Below are 24,381 nucleotides of genomic sequence, written 5' to 3' on the forward strand. Positions count from 1 at the left end.
ACGTACCGACATGAGATTTGTCGTCTCATGAGACGTGGCCGCCGACATCGGCAGCGACGCCTCAGCCGGTCAAATCATCAAGGAACAACGACATGCATGTTTTCGTTACTGGCGCGACCGGTCACGTTGGATCGCACCTTATCCCCGACCTGATCGCAGCCGGTCATGAGGTGACCGGCCTGGCACGGTCTGAAAAGTCAGCAGGAGCCGTATCCGCGCTTGGCGCAAAGGTACATCGCGGAGACCTTGCCGACCTTGACGGGCTGAAAGCCGCGGTCGCGGAATCCGACGGTGTCATTCATCTCGGCTATAGGGCCGACCTTATCGGATCCGGTGGGATCGTCGCGCTGCGGGATTCAGAACTGTCGATTGTGCGTGCGCTTGGCGATGCGTTGGCGAACAGTGGAAAGCCGCTGGTTGTGGCGGGGAATATCGGCACGCCCACGAACGTCGGCCGCGCGGGGCGTCTGGGCGCACCGGTCAGCCTGGGCCGACCGGCGACCGAAAATGATCCCGCACTTCCCTGCGGTCCGCTGGACGAAGGCACACTCGTGTCACGCAATATCGTAGAGCATACCGTGCTTGCACTCGCTGGCAGGGGCGTGCGCTCCTCGGTCGTGCGGATTCCCCTCATCGTGCACAGCGCGACCGGTCGCTTGCAGATGATCGCGCTTTCAAAGCAAAAAGGGTCGGTCGGCTATCCCGGAGAAGGTAACAATAGGTGGCCCGCCGTGCACGTCCTCGACCTCTCAACTTTGCTGCTATTGGCGCTCGAAAAGAGCCCCGCTGGCAGAACTTGGCACGCAGTCGCAGACGAGGGGATTCCATTCCGCGATTTGGCAGAGGCCGTGGCTGTCCGCATGGGTCTGCCCGCGGTCAGCATCCCCGCCGATGAATTGATGCTACCGGGATACTTCGGAGGTATGTCAGCTGTCGTCACGGGCGACTTCCCTGCATCAAATGCCATCACACGCCAGTACCTCGACTGGGTACCTACGCAGCCTGGCCTTCTCGAAAGTCTGAAAAACGGTCAATACTTTCCGGCCAGCTAAGTTGAGCCGACAGCGGGCGCTTCACTCCAAGCGCACAGATTCCTGCCCCCTACAACAAGCGAACAAAGCGGCTTTCGTGCCCCATCCAAGTCACCTCTTGCCAAATGGATCGGCGATCCATATATCTGGATCAGTGCTCCGAAAGCGACCAAGGCATGGACGCGCTCAAGAAATGAAAAGGATACGAGACATGACAAAATTGAACGGAAAGATCGCCGTCATCACCGGCGGCAGCAGCGGTATCGGTCTGGCGACTGCCAAGCGCTTTGTAGAAGAAGGTGCAAAGGTCGTGATCATCGGCCGACGCGAAAAAGAACTGGCCGAGGCTGCGGCACTGATCGGTCCGAACGTCACGACGGTTGTGGGCGACGTCTCACGGCTTGAGGATCTGGATCATCTCTTTGCCGTCGTAAAAGAAAAGCACGGCCACATCGACATCCTCTTTGCAAACGCAGGTGCAGGCACGATTGCGCCGCTTGCGGAAGCCTCCGAAGCCCACTTCGACAAGACCTTCGATGTGAATGTAAAGGGTATGTTCTTCACGGTGCAAAAGGCCCTTCCCATCTTCCGGGACGGCGGCTCGATCATTCTGACCTCCTCGGTCTCGAATGTGAAAGGACTGCCGGGGTTCAGCGCCTACGCAGCAAGCAAGGCGGCTGTGCGTAACTTCGCGCGGTCCTGGACGCTGGAACTGATCGGTCGCAATATCCGCGTGAACACGTTAAGCCCGGGAGCGATAGAAACCCCCGCGCTGGAAACAACGACGGGCCTGACCCGTGAGCAAGCCGAGCAGGCAGCTGCCCAGTTCGCTTCGCAAATCCCGATGGGTCGACGGGGCCAGCCAGAAGAAATTGCGGCGGCGGTCACGTTCCTCGCCTCTGATGACAGCTCCTACGTCACCGGGATCGACCTTCCCGTCGATGGGGCTTGGGCACAGGTCTGACCAAGACGCGTCCTACGACTGGCGGACCTATGTCCCGTCAGTCGTAGGAGATCAACCTTCATGAGCTGAGATCTCCGTAGGGCCGTGTCTAGGCTGCGCGTCAGATCGCACTGCGCGGAACGGACTTCGAAGCTTCGATCGTGTCGCATCCCCCGCGTGGCCCGAAAGACTTACACTTTTCATTTAGGAGAATGACCATGAATACCATCAGTATTATCGGCGCCGGAACCATGGCCACGGCGATTGCAGGCCGTGTCGCCAAGGCGGGACACACCGTAGAGGTCATCACCCGTGACGTTGCAAAGGCGCAGGCACTTGTCAGCAAGCTTGATGCGCGGGCTGTCTCCGGGACGTATGGCGCCGCGCCGCTGGGCAACATCGTCGTCCTCGCGGTGCCATATGGCAGCGTGGCCACAGTGGCGGCTGATTTTGGCGGCGCGCTCGACGGCAAGGTGATCATCGACATCGCCAACCCCGTCAACGCGGACATGACGGGACTGGCCACGCCAGCCGGCAGTTCCGGTGCACAGGAAACAGCAAAAACCCTTCCGTCAGGCGCTCACGTCGTGAAGGCGTTCAACACGATTTTTGGCCACGTCCTTACCCAGGGCGACCGTCTCGATGCTTTCATCGCGGGTGACAATGCCGAAGCAAAGGCGCGCGTATCAACCTTCCTCGGAAGTCTCGGGCTTCGCCCAATGGATGTCGGCGGCATGCACATGGCCATGACGCTTGAGGCGCCTGGCCTAATGATGATTGGCCTCGCCAAAAACGGTGCCGGGTCGTGGAATCTCGCCATCAAGGCCGAAATTGGCTGAGCTAGCGGCGACTGCAGGCCGATCCACAGCGCAATCGACATCAGGAAAAGGGAGCTCCTTCCATGAGCATCGAACAAAATATCCGAACTGTCCAGGCCTTCTTCGCGGCGATAGGTGCGGGTGACAAGGAAGTCCTGTTCGCGCTAGTCGACCCAGAGATCGAGTGGATCATTCCCGGCGATGGCTGGCCACTGGCGGGAACGCACCGCGGGCACGCGGGGTTGACCGCATTGCTTGAGACTGCATCGAAGGAGATGGAGACCTCCTTTGCAGAGCCTCCCGAGTACGTCGCGCAGGGTGAACGGGTTCTGGTCATCGGCACCGCGGAGGGGACCGTGACGGCCACCGGCAAGGCTTGGGTGGATAACTGGGTCTTCACCATCACCGTTCGAGATGGCAAGCTGACCAACATCCGTGAGTATATCGACACGCAAGCACTTGCGCGTGCCTCCAAATCGGCCGCGGGCCCCAGTCCCTAAGCCTCAGGGCGACGAGTCAAGCCCGTCCTCAGGCCATTTGTGCGGCCTCCGCTTTCCTCGATTTACGATCGTCGGGTCCAAGAGTTTAGCGCGATGGTGGCGTAGATGCGGAATTTCATAGCATCTCCACAGACGCCGTCGTGCTGCCTGCCGATCTTAATCGTTATTGCGTCAATGTTGCCGACCAACCGCCGAACGTCATTCGCCTTTTACGGATAGCCCCGCAAGAAGCGGGGCGTAAACGATGAGCCTGCGCGATATGAACTCTATCAACAGCCTGACACGCATCGTCTTGCGTGCCTCCCCCTGTGTGAGAAGCCAAACCGTCCCGTACATATGCAGTTCGGTTTCCGGCATTCGCATCAGTAAAGGGTCGGCATCGCCAGCGAAGCACGGTAGTGCCGTCATCCCTATACCTTGCCGTACTGCCGCGATCTGCGACTCAAAGTCCGTGGTCCTGAACAGAGCACCCGATGTGCGCGCCTCCCCCTCACGTGTCCAGTCAGGTACGCCATGACCACTAATGGAGATCCACGCGGGATCCGGCCCGCCCGCCCGCCACTCTGCAAATCGGTCGCGGGACAGGTAGAAGCCGCCGAACAGCTCTGGTCCCTTCAGACCATGTAGATTGAGTGGCAAGTCTTCGCGGTCGTAGACGACTCGAATGGCCACGTCGGCCTCGCGGTTGGTCAAATTTGCCAATTCGCCGGACGACAGGACTTCCATCTCGATGCCCGGATGCAGGCGTGCGAAATCGGCGAAATCCGGCATGAGCAGGTGTCCTGCGAGGGGCGCCGGCAGAGTCACCCGCAAAAGCCCGCGAACACTCTGATCGCGCCCGAAGACGCGCGCTTGCAGCTGGTCCGACGACGCTTGCATCTGGTTCGCAAACTCGAGGACCTCCTCGCCTGCATCTGTCAGTCGATAGCCGGAAGGTAGCTTTTCGAACATCTGCGCCCCGAGGTGGTCCTCGAGCTGAGCGATGCGCCGCAGTACGGTTGAGTGGTTGACCCCCAGGCGCTTGGCGGCAGCCCGCACCGAGCCTCCGTGCGCCGCGGCCAGAAAGTATCGAACGTCATCCCAGTCGATCATGGTGCAATCCGGCACCGCATGGTGCTCTTTTCAAAGTCAGTGTTTATGGCGTTGTACGTGAATGTCAGTTGCAATCATAGCATAACCCAGTAGGCGGATGCCCTTTTGCGCGGCGACCTAGTCTCTGTCAACTGTCGTAAAATCGGATGAATTTTGCACCACCGGTATGCGCACTTCGGCACTGAGGACCTCACTCCAGTGAACCTATGTTGGGGTTGTCGGGGCGTCGCCCCAATACCAACAATAGGATGAATTACATGACCAGATTGAATGGAAAGACCGCCGTGATCACCGGTGGTGCCTCCGGCATCGGCCTTGCGGCTGCCAAGCGCTTCATCGATGAAGGCGCATTCGTCTTCATTTTCGGCCGCCGCCAGGAAGTCCTGGATGCCGCTGTCGCCGAGCTTGGGACCAATGCTCACGCGGTGAAAGGGTCGGTCTCGGACGAAGCCGACCTAGATCGACTTTTCGCAGCGGTGAAGGCCGAACGCGGGACCCTCGATATCGTCTTCGCCAATGCCGGGGCGGGAGGCCCGCTCAAATTAGGCGAGATCACTGCCGCGCACATCGACGAGACCTTCAACACCAACGTGAAGGGTACGATCTTTACAGTGCAGAAGGCAATTCCTTTGATGGGTCAAGGTGGATCGATCATCCTGACCGGATCGAGCGCCGGCACCACGGGTGCTCCGCAGATGACAGCCTACAGCGCGAGCAAGGCAGCAGTGCGCAACCTCGCCAAAACTTGGGCAGAGGATCTCAAAGGCACCGGCATCCGGATCAACGTTCTGTCGCCCGGAGCGACGGCGACCGATCTCGCAAAGGCCGCGCTGGGTGAGGAAGGCCAGAAGATGTTTGCCGCAATGACCCCGCTTCAGCGCATGGCCGACCCGTCGGAAATCGGGGCTGCGGCTGCATTCCTCGCCTCATCCGACAGCAGCTTCATGACCGCCAGTGAACTCGCCGTCGACGGTGGCTTGGCTCAACTGTAAATCCCCTGCGCCCGCGTCGCTTCGGTCTACTATCCGGAACGACGCGGGACCAATAACTAAAAGGACCATGCTATGAACTACGCAATCATCGGTTTTGGTAACGTTGGCCAGGCGCTGGCCAAGGCTTTTGCCCGTGAAGGCATTGAAGTATCCGTTGCTACCACACGCGACCCCCAAAGCTTCGCGTCCGAGGCGGCTGCGATCGGCCCCAGGATCATTCCCAAAACGCTGGCAGGAGCCGTCAAGGCGGACGTCATCTTTCTGGCCGTCCGTTTCGAGGCGCATACTGATGTCGCAAAGGCGCTGTCCAGCTGGAAAGGCAAGACTATTATCGACGTGACCAATGCCTACGGTGTGCCGCCAGAGGACCTGGGCGGGCTGCCTTCCTCCAAGTTCATCGAAGCGGCCTTCACTGGTTCAAAATTGGTCAAGGGCTTTAACCACCTGGTTGCTCCCACGCTGGGCCAAGGTCCGGCCGTCCATGGCGGCAAACGGGTCGTGTTTCTGTCGAGCGATTATGAAGACGCTGCAGCAGAGATCAGTGAGCTTGCAGAAATGCTCGGCTTCTCGCCGATCAAACTTGGCGGGCTATCTGAAGGCGGGCTAGTTGTGCAAGCCCGGGGAGATACCTGGGGTCGGCTTATTTTCAAGGATCTGGTCAAGTTCGACTGATAAAAATTGGTGTCCGGTCGACAACGCCGGAGCGCGCGATGGGAATCAAACTGGATTTCGACGAAGCGAAGCGGAGACTTTCCAACGCTTTCGAAAATAACACCCGAACAGTGAGGTCATACTTGGGCGCGATCGGCGGCGACGATAGGGTCGCTCTGCTGGCATTGGTTTCAAAAGGCATTACAAGACATCGTCAAACACGACCGTGCCTTACTGATGAAGCCAGCGACAGCCCGATGATAGTAGTTCCAATCGAGCCGATAAGTAATTCGGGGACATGCCATAACGTTTGCGCAAAAATTATCAGCGAGAGTACAAGAATAGACCAGAAGGCACCGTGCTCAAGATAGCGAAACTCGGTCAGGGTCTTTTTCTCAACCAGCATTACTGTCATTGATCGAACGTACATCGCACCAATACCGAGGCCGATGGCAATTAGAAACAGATTTTGCGTCAAAGCGAAGGCTCCGATCACTCCATCGAAGCTAAAGGACGCGTCGAGGACTTCGAGATAAAGAAACGCACCAAGTGCGCCGCGTCCGATTGTTCCGCTTGAATCCGCAGTGTCAAGTACGAGTCCCAGCATGTCCACTAGCAGGAACGTGACGAGTCCACATATGGCGGAGAACATGAAGCTTGCCGAATCGTTTTCGGGCAACGCGACAGAAATCATGAGTGCAGGTATAAGGACAATTGCTATTTCGAAACCTCGGACAGAGCCGCAACGCCGCATCACCACTTCTGCTGGAGCAATCCAATCAATATCCTTAGCCTCGTCCACGAAATAGCGCAGCGAAACCATCATGAGGAAAGCAGCGCCGAATGCTGCGATCGTCAGATGGGCATCGCCAATGATCATTGCATACTCGGCGGGTTTGCGGGCCGCGAGGACCAATGCCTCGATTGGGCCAATGCCAGCGGCGATGACGACGATCAACAAAGGAAACACGATACGCATGCCAAATACCGCAATCAATATGCCCCAGGTTAGGAACCGCCTTTGCCATAGCGGCGACATTTCTTTCAGTTTGTTGGCGTTTACGATAGCGTTGTCGAAGGAAAGCGAGATTTCCAGAATTGTGAGGATTGCGCCGATCAGGAAAAAGCCGATCGCCCCCGAGATGGTTCCGCTAAAGCTCCAACCGAGCAAGAGTGCCAAAAACAACCCCCCAAGAGTTACCAAGAAGGCTCCGCGGAAATATCGAAAAGTTGACATAGAAGGTCCTCAATTTAATCTAGCCGCGTAGGGATCCACCTAGGTGCAGAGATGCAAGGAAGGCGCGCCCCTGATCAGGGCAAAGCCGTCGTGTAAGATTCTGAAACACATAGGGATATGACGGGGCTGCTTGGGAGGTAAGTGTCCGAGCGGGCGCGCCGATCTGCAGGCACACGAGATATGTTTAACTCGTTGTCCGGTGGACGATCTTAGGCCGCATCTCCAAGCCCTGCTCCCGTCGCACTAAGCAATTGCCGGGTGTAGGCATGCGTCGGACGCTCGTAGACTTGGTCAACCTCGCCCTGTTCGACAATCTCTCCCTTGTTCATCACCAAAACTGAGCTTGCGAATTCGCGGATTAGAGCAAGGTCGTGCGCGACAAAAATATAGGACAGGTCGAAATCACTGCGCAGTTCTTTTAGCAAGGCAATGACCTGTGCTTGAACAGACACGTCGAGCGCGGAAACGGCCTCGTCGCAGATAATCAGTTCAGGTCGGAGAGTCAGAGATCGCGCGATTGCAATCCTTTGGCGTTGACCGCCTGAGAACTGATGCGGATATCGGCCGGCGTGTGCCGGGCTGAGCCCCACGCGTTCCAGCAATTCGCCTACGCGGCGGGGCCACTCAGATCTTTCTAGAATTCCAGGATGAATAGCCCAGGGCTCAGATATTATCTGAAAGACGCTCATTCGGGGATTAAGCGACGCGGTCGGGTCTTGAAAAACGAACTGTACGCGCTTGCGGAAATCATACATCTCGCGCGCGGAAAAGCCAGACAGCCCGCGCCCGTCGAACAGGATCTCTCCCGATGTCGGACGATCTAAGCCGAGCAGCATCCTGGCGAGCGTGGATTTTCCAGACCCGGATTCACCGACGACGCCCAACGTCTCGCCCTTGTCCAGCCGGAAGTTTGCACGGTAAACGGCCCGCACACCGGTAGTGGAGTCGCCGTAGGTGCGGCAGAGGTCGCGCGCCTCGACAAGCGGTGTGACGCAGCGGCTTGAGACGCGATGAGGAACCGAAAATCCCCCTCTGCCCGGCACCGCGTCGAGCAACTTGCGAGTGTACTCCTGCGCCGGGGCACGCAGGATGTTTTCAACCGGGCCCTGTTCGACCACCTTGCCGCTTTGCATGACCACCACCGTATCGGCAGCCATCTCGACAACAGCGAGGTCGTGGGTAATTACCACCATCGCCATGCCAGTCTCGACTTTGATCGACTTCAACAGGTCGAGGATTTGCGCTTGGACGGTCACGTCGAGCGCACTTGTGGGCTCGTCAGCGAGCAACAGCTTCGGTTCCAGCGCAATGGCTGAGGCGATCATTATGCGTTGCCGCTGGCCGCCCGAGAACTGATGCGGATAGTCTTTCGCCCGCCGCGCCGCATCGGGGATACCGACGCGATCAAGCAACTCGACTGCGCGGCGGTTAGCCACGTCCTTTCGGACGCCATGAACACGCAAGGTTTCGGCAATCTGCCAGCCGATGGGATAGACCGGGTTCAGTGCCGCGAGCGGATCCTGAAATATCATCGACATCGCCCTGCCGTTGAGGCGCCGACGCTCTTCCTGCGGGGTCTTTAGCAGGTCGTGGCCCTCGAACAATATCTCTCCGTTGGGGATGACAGCCGGCGGTGTGTCGATCAAGTTCATCACGGCCGAGGCGCTGACGCTTTTGCCTGAACCGCTCTCGCCTAGGATGGCCAGTGTGCGGCCGGCCTCGACCGACCAGCTGACATTCTCAACTGCGCGCACCAAGCCGCGTGTTGTAGGGAAATGAACCGACAGGTTGCGAATGGACAACAATGTGGGTTTCATTGAGCGTCTCCTCCAGTTTCCAGGCGCCAGCGCTCTGCCGGATCGCTCGCGATGCGCAGCCAGTTCGCCAGAAGGTTCAGCGATAGCGCCACCAACATGATCGCAAGGCCGGGCCAGAACGACAGCCACCAGGCCGAGCCGAGGTAATTGCGTCCGTCGGCGACCATCAGGCCCCAGGTTATTTCAGGTGATTGGATGCCAATGCCGAGAAAACTGAGCCCGGATTCAACAAGCATGACAAAAGCCATCTCCAGCGCGGCGAGGTTGATGACCGTCGGCAAGATCATTGGCGTGACATGGCGCAACAGGATGCGCTTCGTAGAGGCGCCGGTGGCAATCGCCGCCTGAACGAACAGCCGCTGTTTGATTTCTAGCACCTGCGCGCGCACGACCCGTATGTAGATCGGCAGCCGCGAGATCGCGAGAACAAGGATAACGTTCTTCACGCCAGGTTCCAGCGCATACAAGACAATCACCGCCAGCAGCATTGATGGAAAGCTCATGATTGCGTCCGCAAGACGTAGCAAGGTTGCCCCGATCCAGCCCCCCTTGAAGCCCGCGATCAGGCCAAAGAAGCTGCCTACCACAAGCGCCAGAAGCACGGCGGAGGCTGCAATGACAATGGTATTTTGGGTCGCAACAATGATGCGCGCCAAAAGGCTGCGGCCAAGCGCGTCGGCACCTAGGAAGAACAGCCAACCATCCCCGAGCGAGAACGGCGGCGCATTGCGGGCGCGCAGGTTCAGCGCACTGGCTTCAGTCGAGAGCCAGTGCGGCCCGATGATCCCGATGGCAACGACAACGAGAAGGAAGATCATCGAACCCAACGCAAAGCGGTCGCGACGAAGGGTGCCAAACAACGCGCGCAGATTTTCCATGCGGTTGGGATGGGTGATGTAGTTCGGGGTCGGCCTGTACATGTCAGCTATGCCTGATGCGGGGGTCGATCAGCGCGTAGGCGATATCGACGAGGATATTCAGAATAAAGATGGCCAGTCCAATCACGAGGACAGCCGCCTGGATGATCGCGAAGTCGCGTAACAAGACCGAGTCGATCATCAGCTTGCCAACGCCAGGAAATCCAAAAACGACCTCGACAATAACCGCGCCATTCAGAATTCCGGCGGCTTGATCGGCAGCGACGGTGACGACCGGCAGCAGCGCGTTGCGTAAGGCGTGCACGAAGATGATCGTGCTCGGCCTTACGCCCTTGGCGCGGGCGGACTTGACATAGGCTGAGGACAGCGCCTCCAGCATGGAGGTCCGCACCACCTGAACCATCACGCCGGTAGGACGCAGCGCGAGGACAAGGATCGGCAGCACCCAGTGCGCCGGCGTGCCAGTGCCCGACGTCGGTAGCCAGCGGAGCGTTACGGCAAAAACCAGGACGCCGACGATTGCCACCCAAAAATTCGGAGTCGAGGCGCTGATCAGTGAGATCAGGCTAGCCAAACGGTCAAACAGGCCCCCCGGACGCCACGCCGCAAGCGCTCCAGTCAGGATCGAAAGCAGGAGGATCACCGGCATCGCCACCGCCGCAAGCGACAGCGTAGTGCCAAAGGCGGTCAGAACGACCTCAAGCGCGGGGCGAGAATATTGCAGCGAAGTGCCGAGGTCGAGTTGCAGGAAACCTGCCACAAAGCGTCCGAACTGGACAATCTGCGGATCGTCGAAGCCGTGCAGTTTGTTGAATTGGGCCACCTGGTCCGCAGTGGCATCGGGCGGCAGATAAAGATCAGCGGGCGAGCCAGTCAGGCGAGCCATAAAGAACACCAAAACCACCAAAGCCACCAGCGACACGATGCTCTGAACGCCCCGGCCGATAACGTATTGTTTCACTATCGTCTCCTCCCTCGTCGATTACGGCCCCACCCCTTACGGGCAGGGCCGTTGGATTGGCCTAGCGATACTTCAGCTCGGACAGCTGCAATTCAGCGGCGTTGGCGATGGATGGCGTAAAGTCGATCCGCGGATTGATCCGCATGTAATTCACCATGTGGAACAGGGGCACATCCGACACGATATCCTCGTAGATCATCCGCGTTGCCTCATTGTAGGCGACCTTTCGTTCGTCGCCCGACAATGCACCTGCCTCGACGATCAGCGCGTCCAGCGCAGGATCGTGCAATTCGCTCTGCCGACCGTCGCTATGGTACTTGAAAAACAGGGTAAAGGCCGCATCCCCAGAGTTATTGTCGTGCTGCGTCAACAACATGGTCGGCTCGCGATCCTCGGAAAAGGGTTTGTTCGCAACGTCAAGCCAGAGCGACATCTCAAGGGATTCGATTTGCACGGTAAAGCCGACGGCGCGCAGCATCTGGGCCGTCGCTTCGACCAGTTCGTTGCTGTTGGAGAACATGTTCCCCCGGCCAACAAGCCGGATCTCTGTATCGACCGGCACGCCGTCAGCGCGCGCTTCGGCAAGCAGACGCATCGCCGCCTTGGGGTCGTATGACCAGGGTTTCAGGTCGGCGTTCCAACCAAAGACATTCGGCCCGATCTGCTGCGTGGCAAGTTGTGCCTGATCACTAATAATCGTGCCGAGGAATGCTTCGCGGTCGATGGCGAGGTTGACCGCCTTGCGCACCCGGATGTCGTTGAGTGGTGGTACGTCCACGCTCAGCCGGAACATCGACGTGTCCGAGTTCGGGTACACCTTGTCCATTTCAGGGTCATCGGCATCCTGCGGCGCGATCGAGAAAGCAAGGTCCGCCTCCCCGGTCTCGACCATAGCGGCGGCGACAGAGGATTCCGAGCGCCACACATAGGTCGCTTCGTCGATTTCCGGCGTGTCACTCCAGTAAGTGTCGTTGCGGGCCAGCTTTACGTTCGTGCCCTGCGTCCAGCTTTCGAACAGATAAGGGCCAGTGCCGATGGGGGTCGCAGTATACTCTCCCTTCGGCGTGTTTGGCGAAGAGATCGCCAACTGGGCCAGAAGGGTTGGAAGGATCGGAATTGGCGCACCAGTCCTAAAGCGAACGGTGTAGTCGTCAATCGCTTCCGCCAAGATATCGTTCCCGTCAAAATATTTGGTCCGGGTGATGCAGGTCAGGGCCGGGTCGAGTGTACGTTCGAGCGTATAGACAACGGCATTTGCATCAAATGGCGCGCCGTCATGGAAACTGACGCCTTCGCGCAGATGAAAAACCCATTCTGTCGGGCTGGTCTGCTCCCAGCTCGTCGCCAGGCGTGGCAGGGTGGACGCATTCTGGTAGTCCAATTCGACCAGCGTTTCGACAACGTTCTGCTTGATGATCCGTCCGACCAATGAACGTGGCGTCTCGCACGGATCCAGCCGGTCGGGACTGCCGGGCATGACGATGGTCACGCTTTGGCTATTGGCTTGGGCCAGGAGCGGCGTATTGCTGCCGATCGCGATGACCCCGGTCGACAGTAGCAGGGCCCACTTACCCCAGTGTTTCACATAAGTCATTGTGAATTCCTCCTATTCACGCTTCTATATTCTACCCGGCACTTACCCGCCGTGCTCACCCCACTAACCGATGGCTAATTTAATCAGCTGCGATTACGCAAATCGGCGATCTTGGTGATCTCGGCAGCCTCCAGTGCGCGCACATCATCGATGATGCGTCGGGCCGTTGCGGGCGACAGTGCAATGACGCCGTCGGCGTCGCCGACGACAAGGTCGCCCGGGTTTACCACCGAACCGCCGCACGCGATGGGTTGGTTAATCCTGCCCGGACCGGTCTTGTAGGGGCCCAGATGCGAAACGCTTCGGGCGTAACAAGGGATATCCATGCGGGCGATCGTCTCGACATCGCGAATTGCTCCGTCGACCACGAACCCCGCAACGCCGATGGCCAATCCACGCTCGGCGACGATCTCTCCGATCAATGCGCGCGTCACGTCACCGGCACCATCGACAACGATCACGTCGCCCGGCTGGGCAATTTCGAGAGCATCGTGGATCGCTTTGTTGTCGCCCTCGCGGGTCTTGACGGTGAGGGCGGTTCCCACCATCCGCCCCCCGGCATGATAGGGCCTAAGGCCACACAGACCGGTAAGGCGATCAAGGATGTCGCTGATCAAAGACGTCGCAAGCGTTCCATATGCCGCGACAAGATCCGGCTCAATCCGTGGAATGTGTTTCGAATCCAGCAAGTTCATCGTCCGCTGCCTCCTCCTAAGCGTTGAGCGAGTGCTAAATTGATTGTCTGCGGAAAAAAAGTGAATTAACCTCACCATATAGTATTCTAAAATAGAATGTATCGAGGTTCAATGTTCACCATCAAGCAGTTGGAAGCACTTTGCGCGGTCGCGGCCGTGGGCGGGTTCGAACTGGCCGCCGGACGGCTGAATGTCTCGCAGTCCACGATCTCCAAGCGGATCGCAGAAATCGAGTCGCGTTTTTCCGAACCGCTGTTCGACCGTTCCGGTCGCGCAGCGGTTTTGACCAACCAGGGGCGCGACGTGCTCGAGATCGCGCAGCGGATGGTGCATATGAATGACGAACTAATTGCCCGCGCCCGCCATGATCACGCAACGCCCGGACGCTTTGCCATCGGCGTCACTGATCTGGTGGCGTTGTCGTGGATGCCAGAATTGGTTGAAATCTTCTTGCAGCAATATCCGGACACCACAATTCAACCCGAGATCGATCTGACCCGAAACCTGCTCGACCGCCTGCAGCGCCGCGAACTGGACCTTACGATATGCCCGATGTTTCTGGATCAGCCGGAGTTTGTCCATTTCGCGCTGGGGAATGTTGAACTGTGCTGGCTTGCGAGCCCTAGTATTGCAAAAGGCCGCGGCGTCCTGGAGCTGTCTGAGTTGCTCGATCAAACACTGTTGACCCAATCAAAACAGTCGGTGCTTTTCAACGCGCTCAGATCTGTGACCTCAAACGAGAAGCTGCCTTTTCGCCGTTATATTCACTGTAACAACACCGCCGCCTTGGCGGAACTCGCTGCGGCGGGGCTAGGCGTGACCTTGCTCCCGGCGGCCTTTTTCCGTCGTCACCTCGACAGCGGAAGGCTCGTCATCATCAAGTCGGAGATCGAAATGCCCGAGGTCGAATATTTCGTGTCGTTTCACGAATTCTACTACCGGGATTTTTCCGAAAAGATACTAAGTATATGCCAGAGCATTTGCGATTTTAGGACCTGGCAACAATGAGCTAGGCCAGACATCTGGTCAGGCTCAGCCTGATAGATTCACACGTGATTTCTTCGGTAGGTTATATTGGTGATAGAGCACGCGGATTTATCTTGAGCACACATCCAGAAATCGGTCGAGAATAACTCGCGATACTTGCGGAAAAATAAAGAAACTAGACTCACTCCCAAGGTGCCCCCCTCCCCTCACGATCTGCAATTCACTGTTGAGGGCTTCGGATATACATCTGGACCTGGGGAGAGGAACATAGGGATCGTTGTCGCTGGCCCAGCAATGGATAGTCTTGTTTGTGTTCTGGAGTATTCTCGGCCAGTCAAAAGGCGTTTCGAAGAAGGTGCGATTGATTGCATCGTAGTCGGGAAGATCAAGAGCCCCGATAAACCCTGCGGCCAGGCACAATCCTTCGAAACCCGACGCAGATCGTTCCGCCACACGCAGGCAGAACGCCACTCCAAGACTGTGACCGACGAGCATGGTCGGCCTGTCGGGCAGCGGCGTCACCGCGGCGTCGTAGACGTCGAACCAGGCTTTCAGCGATTGCCCTGCGGGAGTCGGGAATTGAGGGCGCAAAACCTCAATTCCCTCCCGTGTCAACGTATCGTCCAGCCAGGGAAACCAGTTCGTATCGCGACCACCGTGCGCGCCATGCACGATGATCACTCTCATTCCAGGTCGGGCCCGGCTGTCGAACGTACGTGTCATCTCAACCTCTCCCGTCCTCAGGTCAACATTCCGAACGCCAAAAGTATCACGCTGATGGTCACGCCAGTGGTCACCAGAACAAGCGCACAGAAACCCATGATATCCTTGGCACGCAGACCGGCGATCGCCAAAGCGGGCAAGGCCCAGAAAGGCTGGATCAGGTTCGTCCAGGCGTCGCCCCAGATGAAGCCCACGATGGATTTGGGGACAGAGGCCCCCAGTGCTTGGGCGCTCTCGATCACGATAGGCCCTTGAATGGCCCATTGTCCCCCGCCCGACGGAACGAAGATGTTGAGCAATCCCGCAGAGAGGAACGTCAGGAGCGGCAAGGTCGTTTCGGTTGCGAACTGGGTAAAGTAGGTCGCGATGTCGCTCGACATACCGGAAGACGCCATCATTCCCATGATACCCGCATAGAAAGGAAATTGGATGATGACACCGGTTGCGTTGCTGGTTCCTTCAGTCACGACCCTGAGATAGGTCCGCAACGAGCCGTGAAGCAGGATCCCCGCGAAGATCAGGACGAAGATGACCGCGTCGAGGTTCAGGCCGCCGCCGCTGGCGAAATACCACACGGCCGTACCCAACCCCAGCAGCGCGGTGAGCAGTCCGAGGACCCGGCTGCGTTCAAGACGAGATGACGGAACGGGGGTGGCCTCCACCTCTTCCACCACCACCTCGGTGTGCGCCGGTTTGAAGCCGACGGGAGAGTCGATGCCCTTGCCCGCAAAATGAAGCGTTGCAATCACGACCGCAGACACCGCAACCGTAATGGTAAGGTTTACGCCCGAAAAGATCGTCTGTCTCACTGGGATCAATCCTCCGGCAGCTTCCTGAAGGAAGTTGCCTTCGGTCGCCATGATCAGGGTCGCCGCGCCCGAAAGCCCGCCGTGCCAGACCATGAACCCGCTGTAGGCGCCGGCGATGAGCAGGCGGTAATCCACGCCTTCGACACGTGACACCAGTTCACGGGCAAGAATTGCGCCGATGACCAAGCCGACGCCCCAGTTGATCCAGTTGGCCACGAGGGTGCAGAGCGTGACGAGGATCACGGCTTTCGCGGGAGTTGTGGCAAGTGCCGCGATCTTGTCGACCAGCCGCCGAAATGCCGGGCTCAGGGCGATGGCATAGCCCGTCACCAGCGTTAGTGTCATCTGCATTGCAAAGGCATGAAGCTTGAAAAAGCCTCCGTACCAGGCCTCCGCCATGGCTGTGGGACTCTGTGCTTCGAGGAGCATGCCCGCGAGAAAAACCAGCATGGTGAGAACCACCGCCAGGATCAGGGGATCCGGCATGTAGCGGTCGAACATGCGGACGAGGCCGCGATTGATTGTATTCATGTTACCTTCCTGTCTTTTATATTGTGGGAGGAGCACGGCGCCTGCTTTTGCATCGGGTCGCCGAAGTGGTGCACGTCCGTATAGGCCGCCGGACCTGCGCAGGCCGGAGGGCTCCGCGCGATGGCGGATTGCAAAGGGTTGCGGATTATTTCAAGATCGGTGGCCGCCGCGTTTTTGCGACGTAGCTATCCGGGATACGTTAAGGATCAGACATCGGCAAAGCGGGCCATCACAGCGGAACCTTTTCAAATCGTTTTGCCAGAGACTGGTTCTGCGCCACGATAGCGGGATCGGGTGGGATCGGGCCGCGCAGCCTAGCGGCGATCTCTTGGTCTACCATCTCAGGCAGAACCTGCGGAAAAACCGGGCCGCCGATCGAATCACCGGGGTTCAAACCATGCGGCCAGGCGACCTGCAGCTCCTTTCCCGTGGGCGTGTAGCGGGCATCGTCGCCGCACCAGCGCGTCGCCAACGCCCGGCGGTTCACGGTTTTCCCCGAGGTCCCACGCGAGCCGTGCAGCGTAAGCGCATGGAAGAGGACGGCATCGCCTGGCTGCATATCCCAGCTCGCGATCTTATATTTGCTGCGCAGGTCCTCGGGATCGGGCGTAGCGTCCATCTGTGCGACCGACTTCACGATTCCTCCGACGCCAAGCGGACGGAACCGTTGTGGCCAGCGATGCGACCCCACGACAAATTCCAGTCCAGACCGGTTGGCACTCACCGGATCGACCGAGGTCCAGACCGAGGCGATCTGATTTCCCGTCAGTGGGAAGAAAGTGAAATCGTGGTGCCAGGGCGTGCGCTCGGAGTTGTAGGCCTGCTTGACGAAAATCTGGTCGCAAAAGAAGTTGAGCCTGTCAGTCCTCAGCACTTGTTTGACAAGATGAGCCGATGGCCCAAAAAGCGAGAAATCGCGCAGATGATCGTTCGTATGCCAGGTATAGGCATCGCTGCGGAACAGGGGCTCGGCCGGGGTGGTCGTGGCGGCCTCGTCGATCCCGCAGACCTCGTTCAGACCGTGTCTAAGCTTATCGACCCATTCGGGCGAATAGAGGTTCCGGACGATGATGACACCATCGGACCAGAACTGTTCGATCTCGGCATCGCTGAGAAGGTTGGGCGGCTGGCTAGGCTCTCGCATGGTCAGTCCTTCTTTGGGGGTGGGAGAATTTGGTCTCAAGTTCAGATAGACAAGTCGTCCAGCAGGTTTTTCAAAACCCTTCGTTGGCTGTCCGGCAGCGGAGCCTGCGGCGGGATCGGGTCGCCGATGTCGTAACCTTGCAAGGACAGGCCGGCCTTGACGCAAGCGGCGAGGTTGAAGCGGTTGAACACCTCGTTCAGCGCCCAGAGCTTTTTCTGAATCATCAGCGCCTGATCCCATTCCCCGGCGACGCAAAGGCGATAGAGTTGCACGCATTGCTCCGGCACGAGGCAGGCCGGGCCTGCCATCCAGCCGCGCCCGCCGATCATCATGACGGCGGTGGGGATGTGAGACGAAGCGGCGAAAACGTCGATCTGCCCTTTGGTGCGTGTAAGGATCGACAACAGCCGACCGGTGTTGGACGAGGCATCCTTGATATAGTTTATGCGCTCATGCGTCGCGAGCCGCGCGATCAGGTCGAGTGACAGGTCAATCCGCTGGAAATTGGGGTTGGTGTAGATGACAATCGGCAGATCGACGGCATCGGCGATCGCGCGGAAGTATCCCTCTACGTCGGACTCGGTCAGTGGGAAATAGGCGTCAATGACGGCGATGATGCCATCGGCACCCAGACCCTCATAGGTCGTGGCCTGGGAAACGGCATCCGCGGTGCTTGTCGACGACACTCCCGCGATGACCGGGACGCGCCCTTTGGCCGCCTTGACCGTCGTTCTGACGACGTCCGCCCGCTGGGCCGCATCGAGATAGGCAAATTCGCCGGTGGATCCCAGAGCCGCCAGGCCATGCACGCCCTTGCCGATGAGGTCGTCGCACAGGGTTGCCAGAACATCCCGGCGTACCGTGCCGTCACCGTTCACAGGTGAGACGATGTAGGGAAAGACGCCTTCAAACTGCGGCATGACGAACTCCTGAAGCGGCTGGTGTGAGAAAGGATTTTATGTCGCGGGTCTGGTCGCCGATCCTGTCGGGGCAAACGGCCACGTGTCCGGAAATCAGCCGACGCGCCACCATATGCTCGGCCGGTTGGTTGACGGATTCCACGGCAAAGAGCGTGTCGTTCCGGAAGCTGAACAACGAGAACCGGTTCTGATCCGGCGCGCCCCGCAGCACCTGAAGGTCGGCCTTGCCGGTGAGGCCCGCAATCTGCAGCTTGTCATTGCCCTGATCGCTCCAGAACCATGGCAGCGCGGTATAAGGCTCGGGCTGACCGGTGAGCCGAAGTGCCAACGTCCGGGCGTGGTCATTGGCATTCTGGACGCTCTCAAGCCGGATCGGGGTCGGGAAATAGGGTGTCGGAAAGTTGGCGCAATCGCCGACAGCCGAGATGGCGGGGTCCGATGTGGAAAGATACTGGTCGACCACCACGCCATTCGCGGTGTCCAGCCCCGCGCTCTCTGCGAGCGCCGTATCGGGCAGGACGCCGATACCGGCGACGACAATGTCCGCTTTGAGTTCGGCGCCGGACGCAAGCCGGATTTGCGTATGATTCCCGACCTTGATCATGTTGACGATTTCCGCGCCAAGATGAAATCGGACGCCCGCCTCTTGATGGCGCCGCAAGAAAAAGGATGAAACCTGCGCGGATGCGGCGCGGCTCATCAAGGCCGGAGCCATGTCGACCACATCGACGACCTTGCCGTGTTCCGCGGCGAACGCCGCAAACTCGAGCCCGATGAACCCTGCGCCGATGACACAGAGCCGGTTTGCCGAGGGCAGCATGGCACGCAGTGTTTCGGCATCCTCGATCGATTTGAGATACCGCACATCCCCGTCCGGGGAGGAGAGACGCCGGGTAAAGGTGCCCGTCGCCAGAACGAGGTGATCGTAGGCAAGCTGGGCGCCGGAGTGTAGGCTGACGTTCTGCCTGACTCGGTCGATGAAGGCGGCCCGTTCCGTGACCATCGTGATGCCCTGCTGCGCAAAAGCATTGTCCTCGCGAAAAAACAGGGCCGCGCGGTGGCCGGATTTCAGGAACCCCTTGGACAGTGGGGGCCGTTGGTACGGCTGCTCCGCCTCGCCGTTGATCAGAACGATCTCTCCTGCGTGGCCGTTATTGCGCAGAGAAAAGGCGAGCTGACATCCAGCGTGTCCCGCTCCCACTATCACGATGCGCAACTTCGAGGGCATATCCGTCTGACCCGACATCAGTACTGGGTCGCAGGAATGTGCAGGATGAGGCTGTCGATGTTGTCCGACAGTTCGATCTGGCAAGAGAGCCTGCTGGTTTCTTTCAATTCCGAGGCAACCAACGACAGCATCTCCATCTCCTCTTCCGAGGCTGGCGGCAACTTGTCCATATCGGCCTCGTCGACGTAGACGTGGCATGTACCGCAGGACAGCGCGCCGCCGCATTCCGCCTCGATGCCGCGCACGCCCTTCAGCCGCGCGACGTTCATGGCCGAGGTTGGAGTCTCGGTCAGGTGCTCTTCGCGTTCGCCCGCCGGAAGTACGAAAGTCAGTTTTGTCATTGCCGCATCTCTTTTCTCGCCTGTTCAGGCGTTTTCGATTGCCGGGCCCTGCACGGGCTTTGCCGCCAGCTGGTCGGCCAGCAGAATGTCGCGGGCCTCGTTCGGGTCCAGCGCATGCTCTACAATCAGGTCGCTGCACTCACCGATCATCCGGTCGACCCCATCCATCATTTTGATCCGCTTGTAGATATCGTCGGCATGCAGGCCCATGCTCTGGCCAATGATCTCCATGACGTTGATGATCTCGAACGACACGTTCTTTTCGAAGTGGCACAGTTCCCGGTGGCAGGCGTGGAACACGGTCGCCAATGTGGTCACGCCCGCTTGCGCTGCGGCCCGAAACTCGATCTCGCGCAACTCATCCTTGAAGCGGGGCGTGACGGTCAGGTAATTGGACATGAGACCGACCCGTGGAACGTCCAGTTCGACGAGCTCCACACCTGGTATCGCGGCGAGGATATTCTTGACCGCCCTGGTCACGCCGCGAAGGCCTGGACGCTCGTTCAGCGCGACCGTCTTTTCGACCCTCTGGGTGAAATGTGGCCGGAGCCGGTCGAGGTTCTCTTCAAGGTATTCATAGAACGGCTGCAGGCCGAAAGTCCGGTCGTTTTTCATCTTCTGATAGTTCGGGATGATGATCTCGTCGAATTGGGATTGGCAGCTGGGGCACCATGACACCTGGGTCTTGGCCTCAATGTCCTGAATCTGCGCAAGCGTGCTAAGGCCGGCCCGGCCCGACGTTTCGCCATCGCCGGAGCGGAACTGATTTATCCCGCAACAGGCGGATGTGCCTCCGATCACCTGATAGCTGGCTCCGATCCGTTCCAGCACATCGAGACAGAGAACGAGGATGTGCGGTGTCTTGTGGATGTTGCAGCCGGTATAGAGGGCGACATCGGGGCGTTCGACCCGCTGTGCGCCCTTCGGGGGCTGAAGACGGTCGATTTCTTGCTGCGGTAGCTGAAGCCGGGACACGATCCGCACGGTCTTGGCCATGGCGCGGAAGGATTTCATCGCGTTTGCCTTGACTTGCGGGCCGGCGTCCGTCCGTATGCGCGCATAATTGGCCAGCCGGACCAGCATCCGCGGGTCCACGCCGTAATCACAGGCTTCGGCGCAGATGCCGCTGCTGGAACAGGCCGATGCCCAGGTTGCGGCCTCGGCCGTGCCCTTGCCGCCGCGCAGCAGGTCAATCATACCGTGCAGCACCTGAGTCGGCTCGGCATCATCGATCCCGATAGCCTCCGTCATCGGGCAGGCGGTGAAGCATTTGCCGCAGGCCTCGCAGGCGTTGGCAATGTCGTCCATCGTCGCTTCGATCGCTTCGACAAATTCCATGTCTCAGGTTCCTTTGTCCGTTGTGGGCGCGTCAGCGCGCTGTCCAGCCACCGTCTGCAAACAGTGTCGATCCTGTACAGAACGACGCTTCGTCGCTTGCGAGAAACAACATGGCCGCAGCGATTTCGTCTGGCTTTCCGAGGCGGTTGAACAATTGCCGCTGCTCGAGATGCGCGCGCAGCGTCTCCGGCTCGGCGCTCTCCTTGAACAAGGTGTCGTAGTAGGGGGATTCGACCGTACCTGCACCGACACAGTTCACGCGGATCTTGGCATCCGCATGATCAAGGGCCATGGCGCGGGTCAGTGCGGCGACGGCGCCCTTCGAGGCGACGTAGGCCGCCCTGTTGTAGATCCCCACAACCGAGACCGCCGAGGCGGTGTTGATGATGGAGCCCCCGCCCTGCGCCGTCATGATCGGAATCACCGCCTTGCATCCAAAGAACACGCCGTTGACGTTGGTCGCCATCAGCCGATTCCAGTCATCCTCGGGCGTGTCGACGACAGTGCCGCCGATGCCATAGCCCGCGTTGTTCACCAGAATATCGATCTTGCCCCAGGTCTCTTCGGCCGTGTCCACCATGGCCGCGACCTGATCGTAGTTCGACACATCCGCCTGGACCGAAAAGGCGCTTCCGCCCGCCGACACGATGTCTGCGGCGGTCTTTTGACCGGCGTCCTTGCTGATATCGGCCACACAGATCGCCGCGCCTTCCCTGGCAAAGGCCAGGGCGGCGGCGCGGCCTATCCCAGAACCGGCCCCGGTGAGGATGGCAGTCTTGTTTTCGAGGCGCATGTCAGTCTCCTGCGGGGTGGCGTGGCAAAATGTGATTGGCAGCGCCGGTCTTGCTTGGCGCACACGTCTGAAGGGATGAGCGAGGCTTTGTGACGCTCGCGGAGGCGCGGCACTGCGGGGCAGGTCGGTGAACGCCCGTGCCCCGAAAAATCGACGAATTCAGGCCGACGCCGCGCGTTAGCGCCCCAGAATGGCTTGTTCTGTCGTTCTTACATGTTTGGAAAGTGCGCTTTTCAGTGCCTGTGCATCGCGGTCGCGCAATGCCGACACGATGTCGAGGTGTTCTAGATGGCGTGCAATAGCCTCGGCGGGGTTGGCCCCGCGTTCCGCCAGATAGGCCACCACGTGCAACTGCATCTGCAGCTGCGCATAGAAACGGTTTAACGTCGGGTTCTCTGCAAGAGCCACGATGGCCGCGTGAAAGACAGAGTTCTCTCTCACGAAATCCGCTGTCGTGCCGACCGATCCCAATCGGTCCACCGACTTCTGCAGGGCGTCCAGATGCGCATCGGTCACGTTCTGGATGGCCCCATCCGCGGCAAATTGCTCCAAGTTTAAACGCAGCGCGAACAGTTGTTGCGCCTCTCTTCGGTCGACTGGCTTCACGACCGTTCCGCTGCGCCCTGAGACCGTCAGAAATCCTTCGCTCTGAAGCCGATTGATCGCTTCGCGCACCGGTGTCCGCCCGATATTCAGCCGATCTACCAACTGATAGACCGAGGTCTTCTCGCCCGGTCGCAGGTTCCGTGTGAGCACAAGATCGATGATCTGATTGTAGGCGAAATCTACCGCCGAGAGTTCCGTCTCTGTTGGTTCCGCCATGATGATCTGCAAGTTCCAAATTCAGTTGAGTTCGCATGCGCCGAGCCAACCCAGTCCAACCGGCTGACCCTACTCCAAATTCATCTTTTCGGGCATCGGACGCAAGCTTTTGCTCGACACCTAGGAGCAGATTTCGACCGCTATGTTTTGCTAGTGACACAGCCAAAGACAGGGCTGGCTTGGTGCCGCAGGGAAGAGCAGCAAGCAAAGCAGAGTTGTCACCGGAGCGACTGGTGTTTGCTGCAAGTCTTATCATGAGATGATTCCAAACCCATCGAAAACGTGATGAGATCAATAACATGTTAATCTGACATGTCAAATGGATTTTGTTTCATACATGGTGGCAGCTTTGCCCGGCCGATAGGCTTGCCGGAACTGCATCAACCAGCATCATGTCGGCAGCCCTCACGACTGACCAAAGACTGAAACATGTTTCCGAAGGATCTGACGAATGAGCCGCAAGGCCGCAGTTGGGTCATCCCAGCTGCGATAACCCGTCGGAGGGGTCACATTGCTTGACCGAAATCTCGTGACGCAGAAGGACCCATTGCCGTAGCCCAGAGGCTAAAGCTCTGATCTAAATTCTAAAGTTTGATTCTCGCGTGACGTTCAAGTGCTTCGGACAGCAGGTCCACGAACCGCCAGACCTTGTCAGACGATTCATTCTGTTTCGTCGTGACGGCAATCACGTCCCCGTTCTGACTGTACTTAGGCATGATGACGGACAACCTCCCTTCGGCGACGAGCGGCGCGATATCCCATTCCGACCGCAGCATTATACCGTGCGCCGCAACGGTCCAACTAAGAGCCACATCCCCGTCATTGCTGTTCAACGTTCCCTTAACGCGAACCGAATGGATTTCGCCGTCTGATTCCAAGTTCCACGAATCGAATGCCTCGTTCTGCTGACGCAGCGTGATGCAGTTGTGCTCTATCAGTTGCGACAATCGTGTAGGCGTGCCTGCCCGACGGAGATAGTCGGGAGACGCGCAAAGATATCTTCGATTCCCCAAAAGGCGTCGGCTTACCTCGGCGTCCTGACCTTCCGGCGCGAGCCGGATTCCGAGGTCATAGCCATTCTGGACAAGGTTTTGCGCGGTATCGCTCAGGATGAGCTGAACATGCACTCCGGGATGGAGTTTGACAAACTCGGAGACGATCGGTGCGACTAAGGTGCGCCCGAATTTTATCGTGGCGTTGACGCGCAAGACTCCGGTCAACTCCCCGGGTGCGCCGCGGAGTTTGTCTTCGGCCGTGCGTATTCGGCCCAGGATATCGAGTGCGGTTGCATAATAGGCCTCGCCCTCCGCGGTAAGCGCGAAGGTCCGGGTACTGCGGTTGACCAGCTTCACGCCCAAGCGGTCTTCCAACCGCCCCAGTCTGCGGCTGACAGCGGACGGAGTTACGTAAAGCTCCAATGCGGCTTCACTCAGGTTCTCCTTTCGCGCGAGATGCGCGAAAAAATCCAAGTCTGAAACGCTCAAGTGACTAACTCCCCATTTATGTATTAGATGCACAGCTAGAGTGATAATTCTG

Annotated in this window: 24 protein-coding genes; 7 read left to right on the forward strand and 17 right to left on the reverse strand. The window is 58.8% G+C overall.

The features are described 5' to 3' along the window. The first annotated feature begins 92 nt into the window (after positions 1–92). The 4 genes from IMCC21224_RS19240 (at position 93) to IMCC21224_RS19255 (ending at position 3,292) form a co-directional block, all read left to right on the forward strand. Entirely contained in the window at positions 93–1,052 is a 960-nt protein-coding gene (locus IMCC21224_RS19240; RefSeq protein WP_047996720.1) for an SDR family oxidoreductase, read from the forward strand. A gap of 190 nt (positions 1,053–1,242) precedes the next feature. Further along, complete coding sequence (locus tag IMCC21224_RS19245) at positions 1,243–1,995, forward strand: SDR family NAD(P)-dependent oxidoreductase (protein WP_047996721.1); 753 nt, start codon at positions 1,243–1,245, stop codon at positions 1,993–1,995. A 191-nt stretch (positions 1,996–2,186) separates the two neighbouring features. Beyond that, positions 2,187–2,813, forward strand: a complete 627-nt coding sequence (locus IMCC21224_RS19250) for an NADPH-dependent F420 reductase (RefSeq protein WP_255347998.1) — start codon at positions 2,187–2,189, stop codon at positions 2,811–2,813. A 62-nt stretch (positions 2,814–2,875) separates the two neighbouring features. Next, entirely contained in the window at positions 2,876–3,292 is a 417-nt protein-coding gene (locus tag IMCC21224_RS19255; protein WP_047996722.1) for a nuclear transport factor 2 family protein, read from the forward strand. A 198-nt stretch (positions 3,293–3,490) separates the two neighbouring features. Here the strand turns inward: IMCC21224_RS19255 and IMCC21224_RS19260 are convergent, their stop codons facing one another. Then, on the reverse strand, positions 3,491–4,384 hold the full coding sequence (locus tag IMCC21224_RS19260) for a LysR family transcriptional regulator (protein ID WP_047996723.1): 894 nt from the start codon (positions 4,382–4,384) through the stop codon (positions 3,491–3,493). Positions 4,385–4,641: 257 nt separating this feature from the next. Between IMCC21224_RS19260 and IMCC21224_RS19265 the strand changes: the two genes are divergently transcribed. Beyond that, positions 4,642–5,376, forward strand: coding sequence for an SDR family NAD(P)-dependent oxidoreductase (locus IMCC21224_RS19265; protein WP_047996724.1), 735 nt, complete (start codon positions 4,642–4,644; stop codon positions 5,374–5,376). 72 nt (positions 5,377–5,448) lie between these two features. Next, on the forward strand, positions 5,449–6,048 hold the full coding sequence (locus tag IMCC21224_RS19270) for an NADPH-dependent F420 reductase (RefSeq protein WP_047996725.1): 600 nt from the start codon (positions 5,449–5,451) through the stop codon (positions 6,046–6,048). Positions 6,049–6,241: 193 nt separating this feature from the next. On the opposite strand, the gene IMCC21224_RS19275 is transcribed toward IMCC21224_RS19270, so the two are convergent. The 6 genes from IMCC21224_RS19275 to IMCC21224_RS19300 all read right to left on the reverse strand — a co-directional run bounded on the left by IMCC21224_RS19275 (position 6,242) and on the right by IMCC21224_RS19300 (position 13,209). Further along, positions 6,242–7,264 carry a DUF475 domain-containing protein gene (locus tag IMCC21224_RS19275; protein ID WP_047996726.1) on the reverse strand — a complete coding sequence of 341 codons (1,023 nt, stop codon included), beginning with the start codon at positions 7,262–7,264 and terminating at the stop codon, positions 6,242–6,244. A 209-nt stretch (positions 7,265–7,473) separates the two neighbouring features. Further along, positions 7,474–9,081: an ABC transporter ATP-binding protein gene (locus IMCC21224_RS19280; RefSeq protein WP_047996727.1), complete on the reverse strand. Its 1,608-nt coding sequence runs from the start codon at positions 9,079–9,081 to the stop codon at positions 7,474–7,476. Continuing rightward, the gene (locus tag IMCC21224_RS19285; protein ID WP_047997283.1) at positions 9,078–9,959 is read right to left on the reverse strand and encodes an ABC transporter permease; all 882 of its coding nucleotides are present in this window, start codon (positions 9,957–9,959) and stop codon (positions 9,078–9,080) included. Before IMCC21224_RS19285 ends, IMCC21224_RS19280 begins: the two co-directional genes overlap by 4 nt. A 43-nt stretch (positions 9,960–10,002) precedes the next feature. Beyond that, complete coding sequence (locus tag IMCC21224_RS19290; RefSeq protein WP_047996728.1) at positions 10,003–10,920, reverse strand: ABC transporter permease; 918 nt, start codon at positions 10,918–10,920, stop codon at positions 10,003–10,005. A 61-nt stretch (positions 10,921–10,981) separates the two neighbouring features. After that, positions 10,982–12,514 (reverse strand): ABC transporter substrate-binding protein, encoded by a 1,533-nt coding sequence (locus tag IMCC21224_RS19295; RefSeq protein ID WP_047996729.1) that lies wholly within the window; start codon positions 12,512–12,514, stop codon positions 10,982–10,984. An 83-nt stretch (positions 12,515–12,597) separates the two neighbouring features. Further along, positions 12,598–13,209 (reverse strand): RraA family protein, encoded by a 612-nt coding sequence (locus IMCC21224_RS19300; RefSeq protein WP_047996730.1) that lies wholly within the window; start codon positions 13,207–13,209, stop codon positions 12,598–12,600. Between the two features lie 111 nt (positions 13,210–13,320). On the opposite strand from IMCC21224_RS19300, the gene IMCC21224_RS19305 reads away from it, so the two are divergent. Further along, positions 13,321–14,217: a LysR family transcriptional regulator gene (locus tag IMCC21224_RS19305; RefSeq protein WP_047996731.1), complete on the forward strand. Its 897-nt coding sequence runs from the start codon at positions 13,321–13,323 to the stop codon at positions 14,215–14,217. A gap of 87 nt (positions 14,218–14,304) precedes the next feature. Here the strand turns inward: IMCC21224_RS19305 and IMCC21224_RS19310 are convergent, their stop codons facing one another. The 10 genes from IMCC21224_RS19310 to IMCC21224_RS19355 form a co-directional block, all read right to left on the reverse strand. Beyond that, positions 14,305–14,919, reverse strand: a complete 615-nt coding sequence (locus tag IMCC21224_RS19310) for an alpha/beta hydrolase (protein WP_082135273.1) — start codon at positions 14,917–14,919, stop codon at positions 14,305–14,307. Positions 14,920–14,936: 17 nt separating this feature from the next. After that, positions 14,937–16,259, reverse strand: a complete 1,323-nt coding sequence (locus tag IMCC21224_RS19315) for a short-chain fatty acid transporter (RefSeq protein ID WP_047996733.1) — start codon at positions 16,257–16,259, stop codon at positions 14,937–14,939. Between the two features lie 229 nt (positions 16,260–16,488). Further along, positions 16,489–17,403 (reverse strand): phytanoyl-CoA dioxygenase family protein, encoded by a 915-nt coding sequence (locus IMCC21224_RS26675; protein WP_053079046.1) that lies wholly within the window; start codon positions 17,401–17,403, stop codon positions 16,489–16,491. Positions 17,404–17,444: 41 nt separating this feature from the next. Further along, complete coding sequence (locus IMCC21224_RS19325) at positions 17,445–18,323, reverse strand: dihydrodipicolinate synthase family protein (protein ID WP_047996734.1); 879 nt, start codon at positions 18,321–18,323, stop codon at positions 17,445–17,447. Beyond that, the gene (locus tag IMCC21224_RS19330) at positions 18,310–19,551 is read right to left on the reverse strand and encodes an NAD(P)/FAD-dependent oxidoreductase (RefSeq protein ID WP_156178332.1); all 1,242 of its coding nucleotides are present in this window, start codon (positions 19,549–19,551) and stop codon (positions 18,310–18,312) included. The genes IMCC21224_RS19325 and IMCC21224_RS19330 overlap by 14 nt, the downstream gene beginning before the upstream one ends. Positions 19,552–19,568: 17 nt before the next feature. Then, positions 19,569–19,892, reverse strand: a complete 324-nt coding sequence (locus tag IMCC21224_RS19335) for a 2Fe-2S iron-sulfur cluster-binding protein (RefSeq protein WP_047996736.1) — start codon at positions 19,890–19,892, stop codon at positions 19,569–19,571. Positions 19,893–19,916: 24 nt separating this feature from the next. Further along, on the reverse strand, positions 19,917–21,230 hold the full coding sequence (locus tag IMCC21224_RS19340; protein WP_047996737.1) for a (Fe-S)-binding protein: 1,314 nt from the start codon (positions 21,228–21,230) through the stop codon (positions 19,917–19,919). Positions 21,231–21,261: 31 nt separating this feature from the next. Next, positions 21,262–22,023, reverse strand: a complete 762-nt coding sequence (locus tag IMCC21224_RS19345) for an SDR family oxidoreductase (protein WP_047996738.1) — start codon at positions 22,021–22,023, stop codon at positions 21,262–21,264. 177 nt (positions 22,024–22,200) lie between these two features. Further along, positions 22,201–22,857, reverse strand: a complete 657-nt coding sequence (locus IMCC21224_RS19350; protein ID WP_231582128.1) for a GntR family transcriptional regulator — start codon at positions 22,855–22,857, stop codon at positions 22,201–22,203. A gap of 572 nt (positions 22,858–23,429) precedes the next feature. Continuing rightward, a complete protein-coding gene (locus IMCC21224_RS19355) occupies positions 23,430–24,329 on the reverse strand; it encodes a LysR family transcriptional regulator (RefSeq protein ID WP_047997286.1) in 900 nt (299 codons plus the stop codon). Between the last annotated feature and the right edge of the window lie 52 nt (positions 24,330–24,381).

Source organism: Puniceibacterium sp. IMCC21224, assembly GCF_001038505.1.
GTDB lineage: Bacteria > Pseudomonadota > Alphaproteobacteria > Rhodobacterales > Rhodobacteraceae > Puniceibacterium.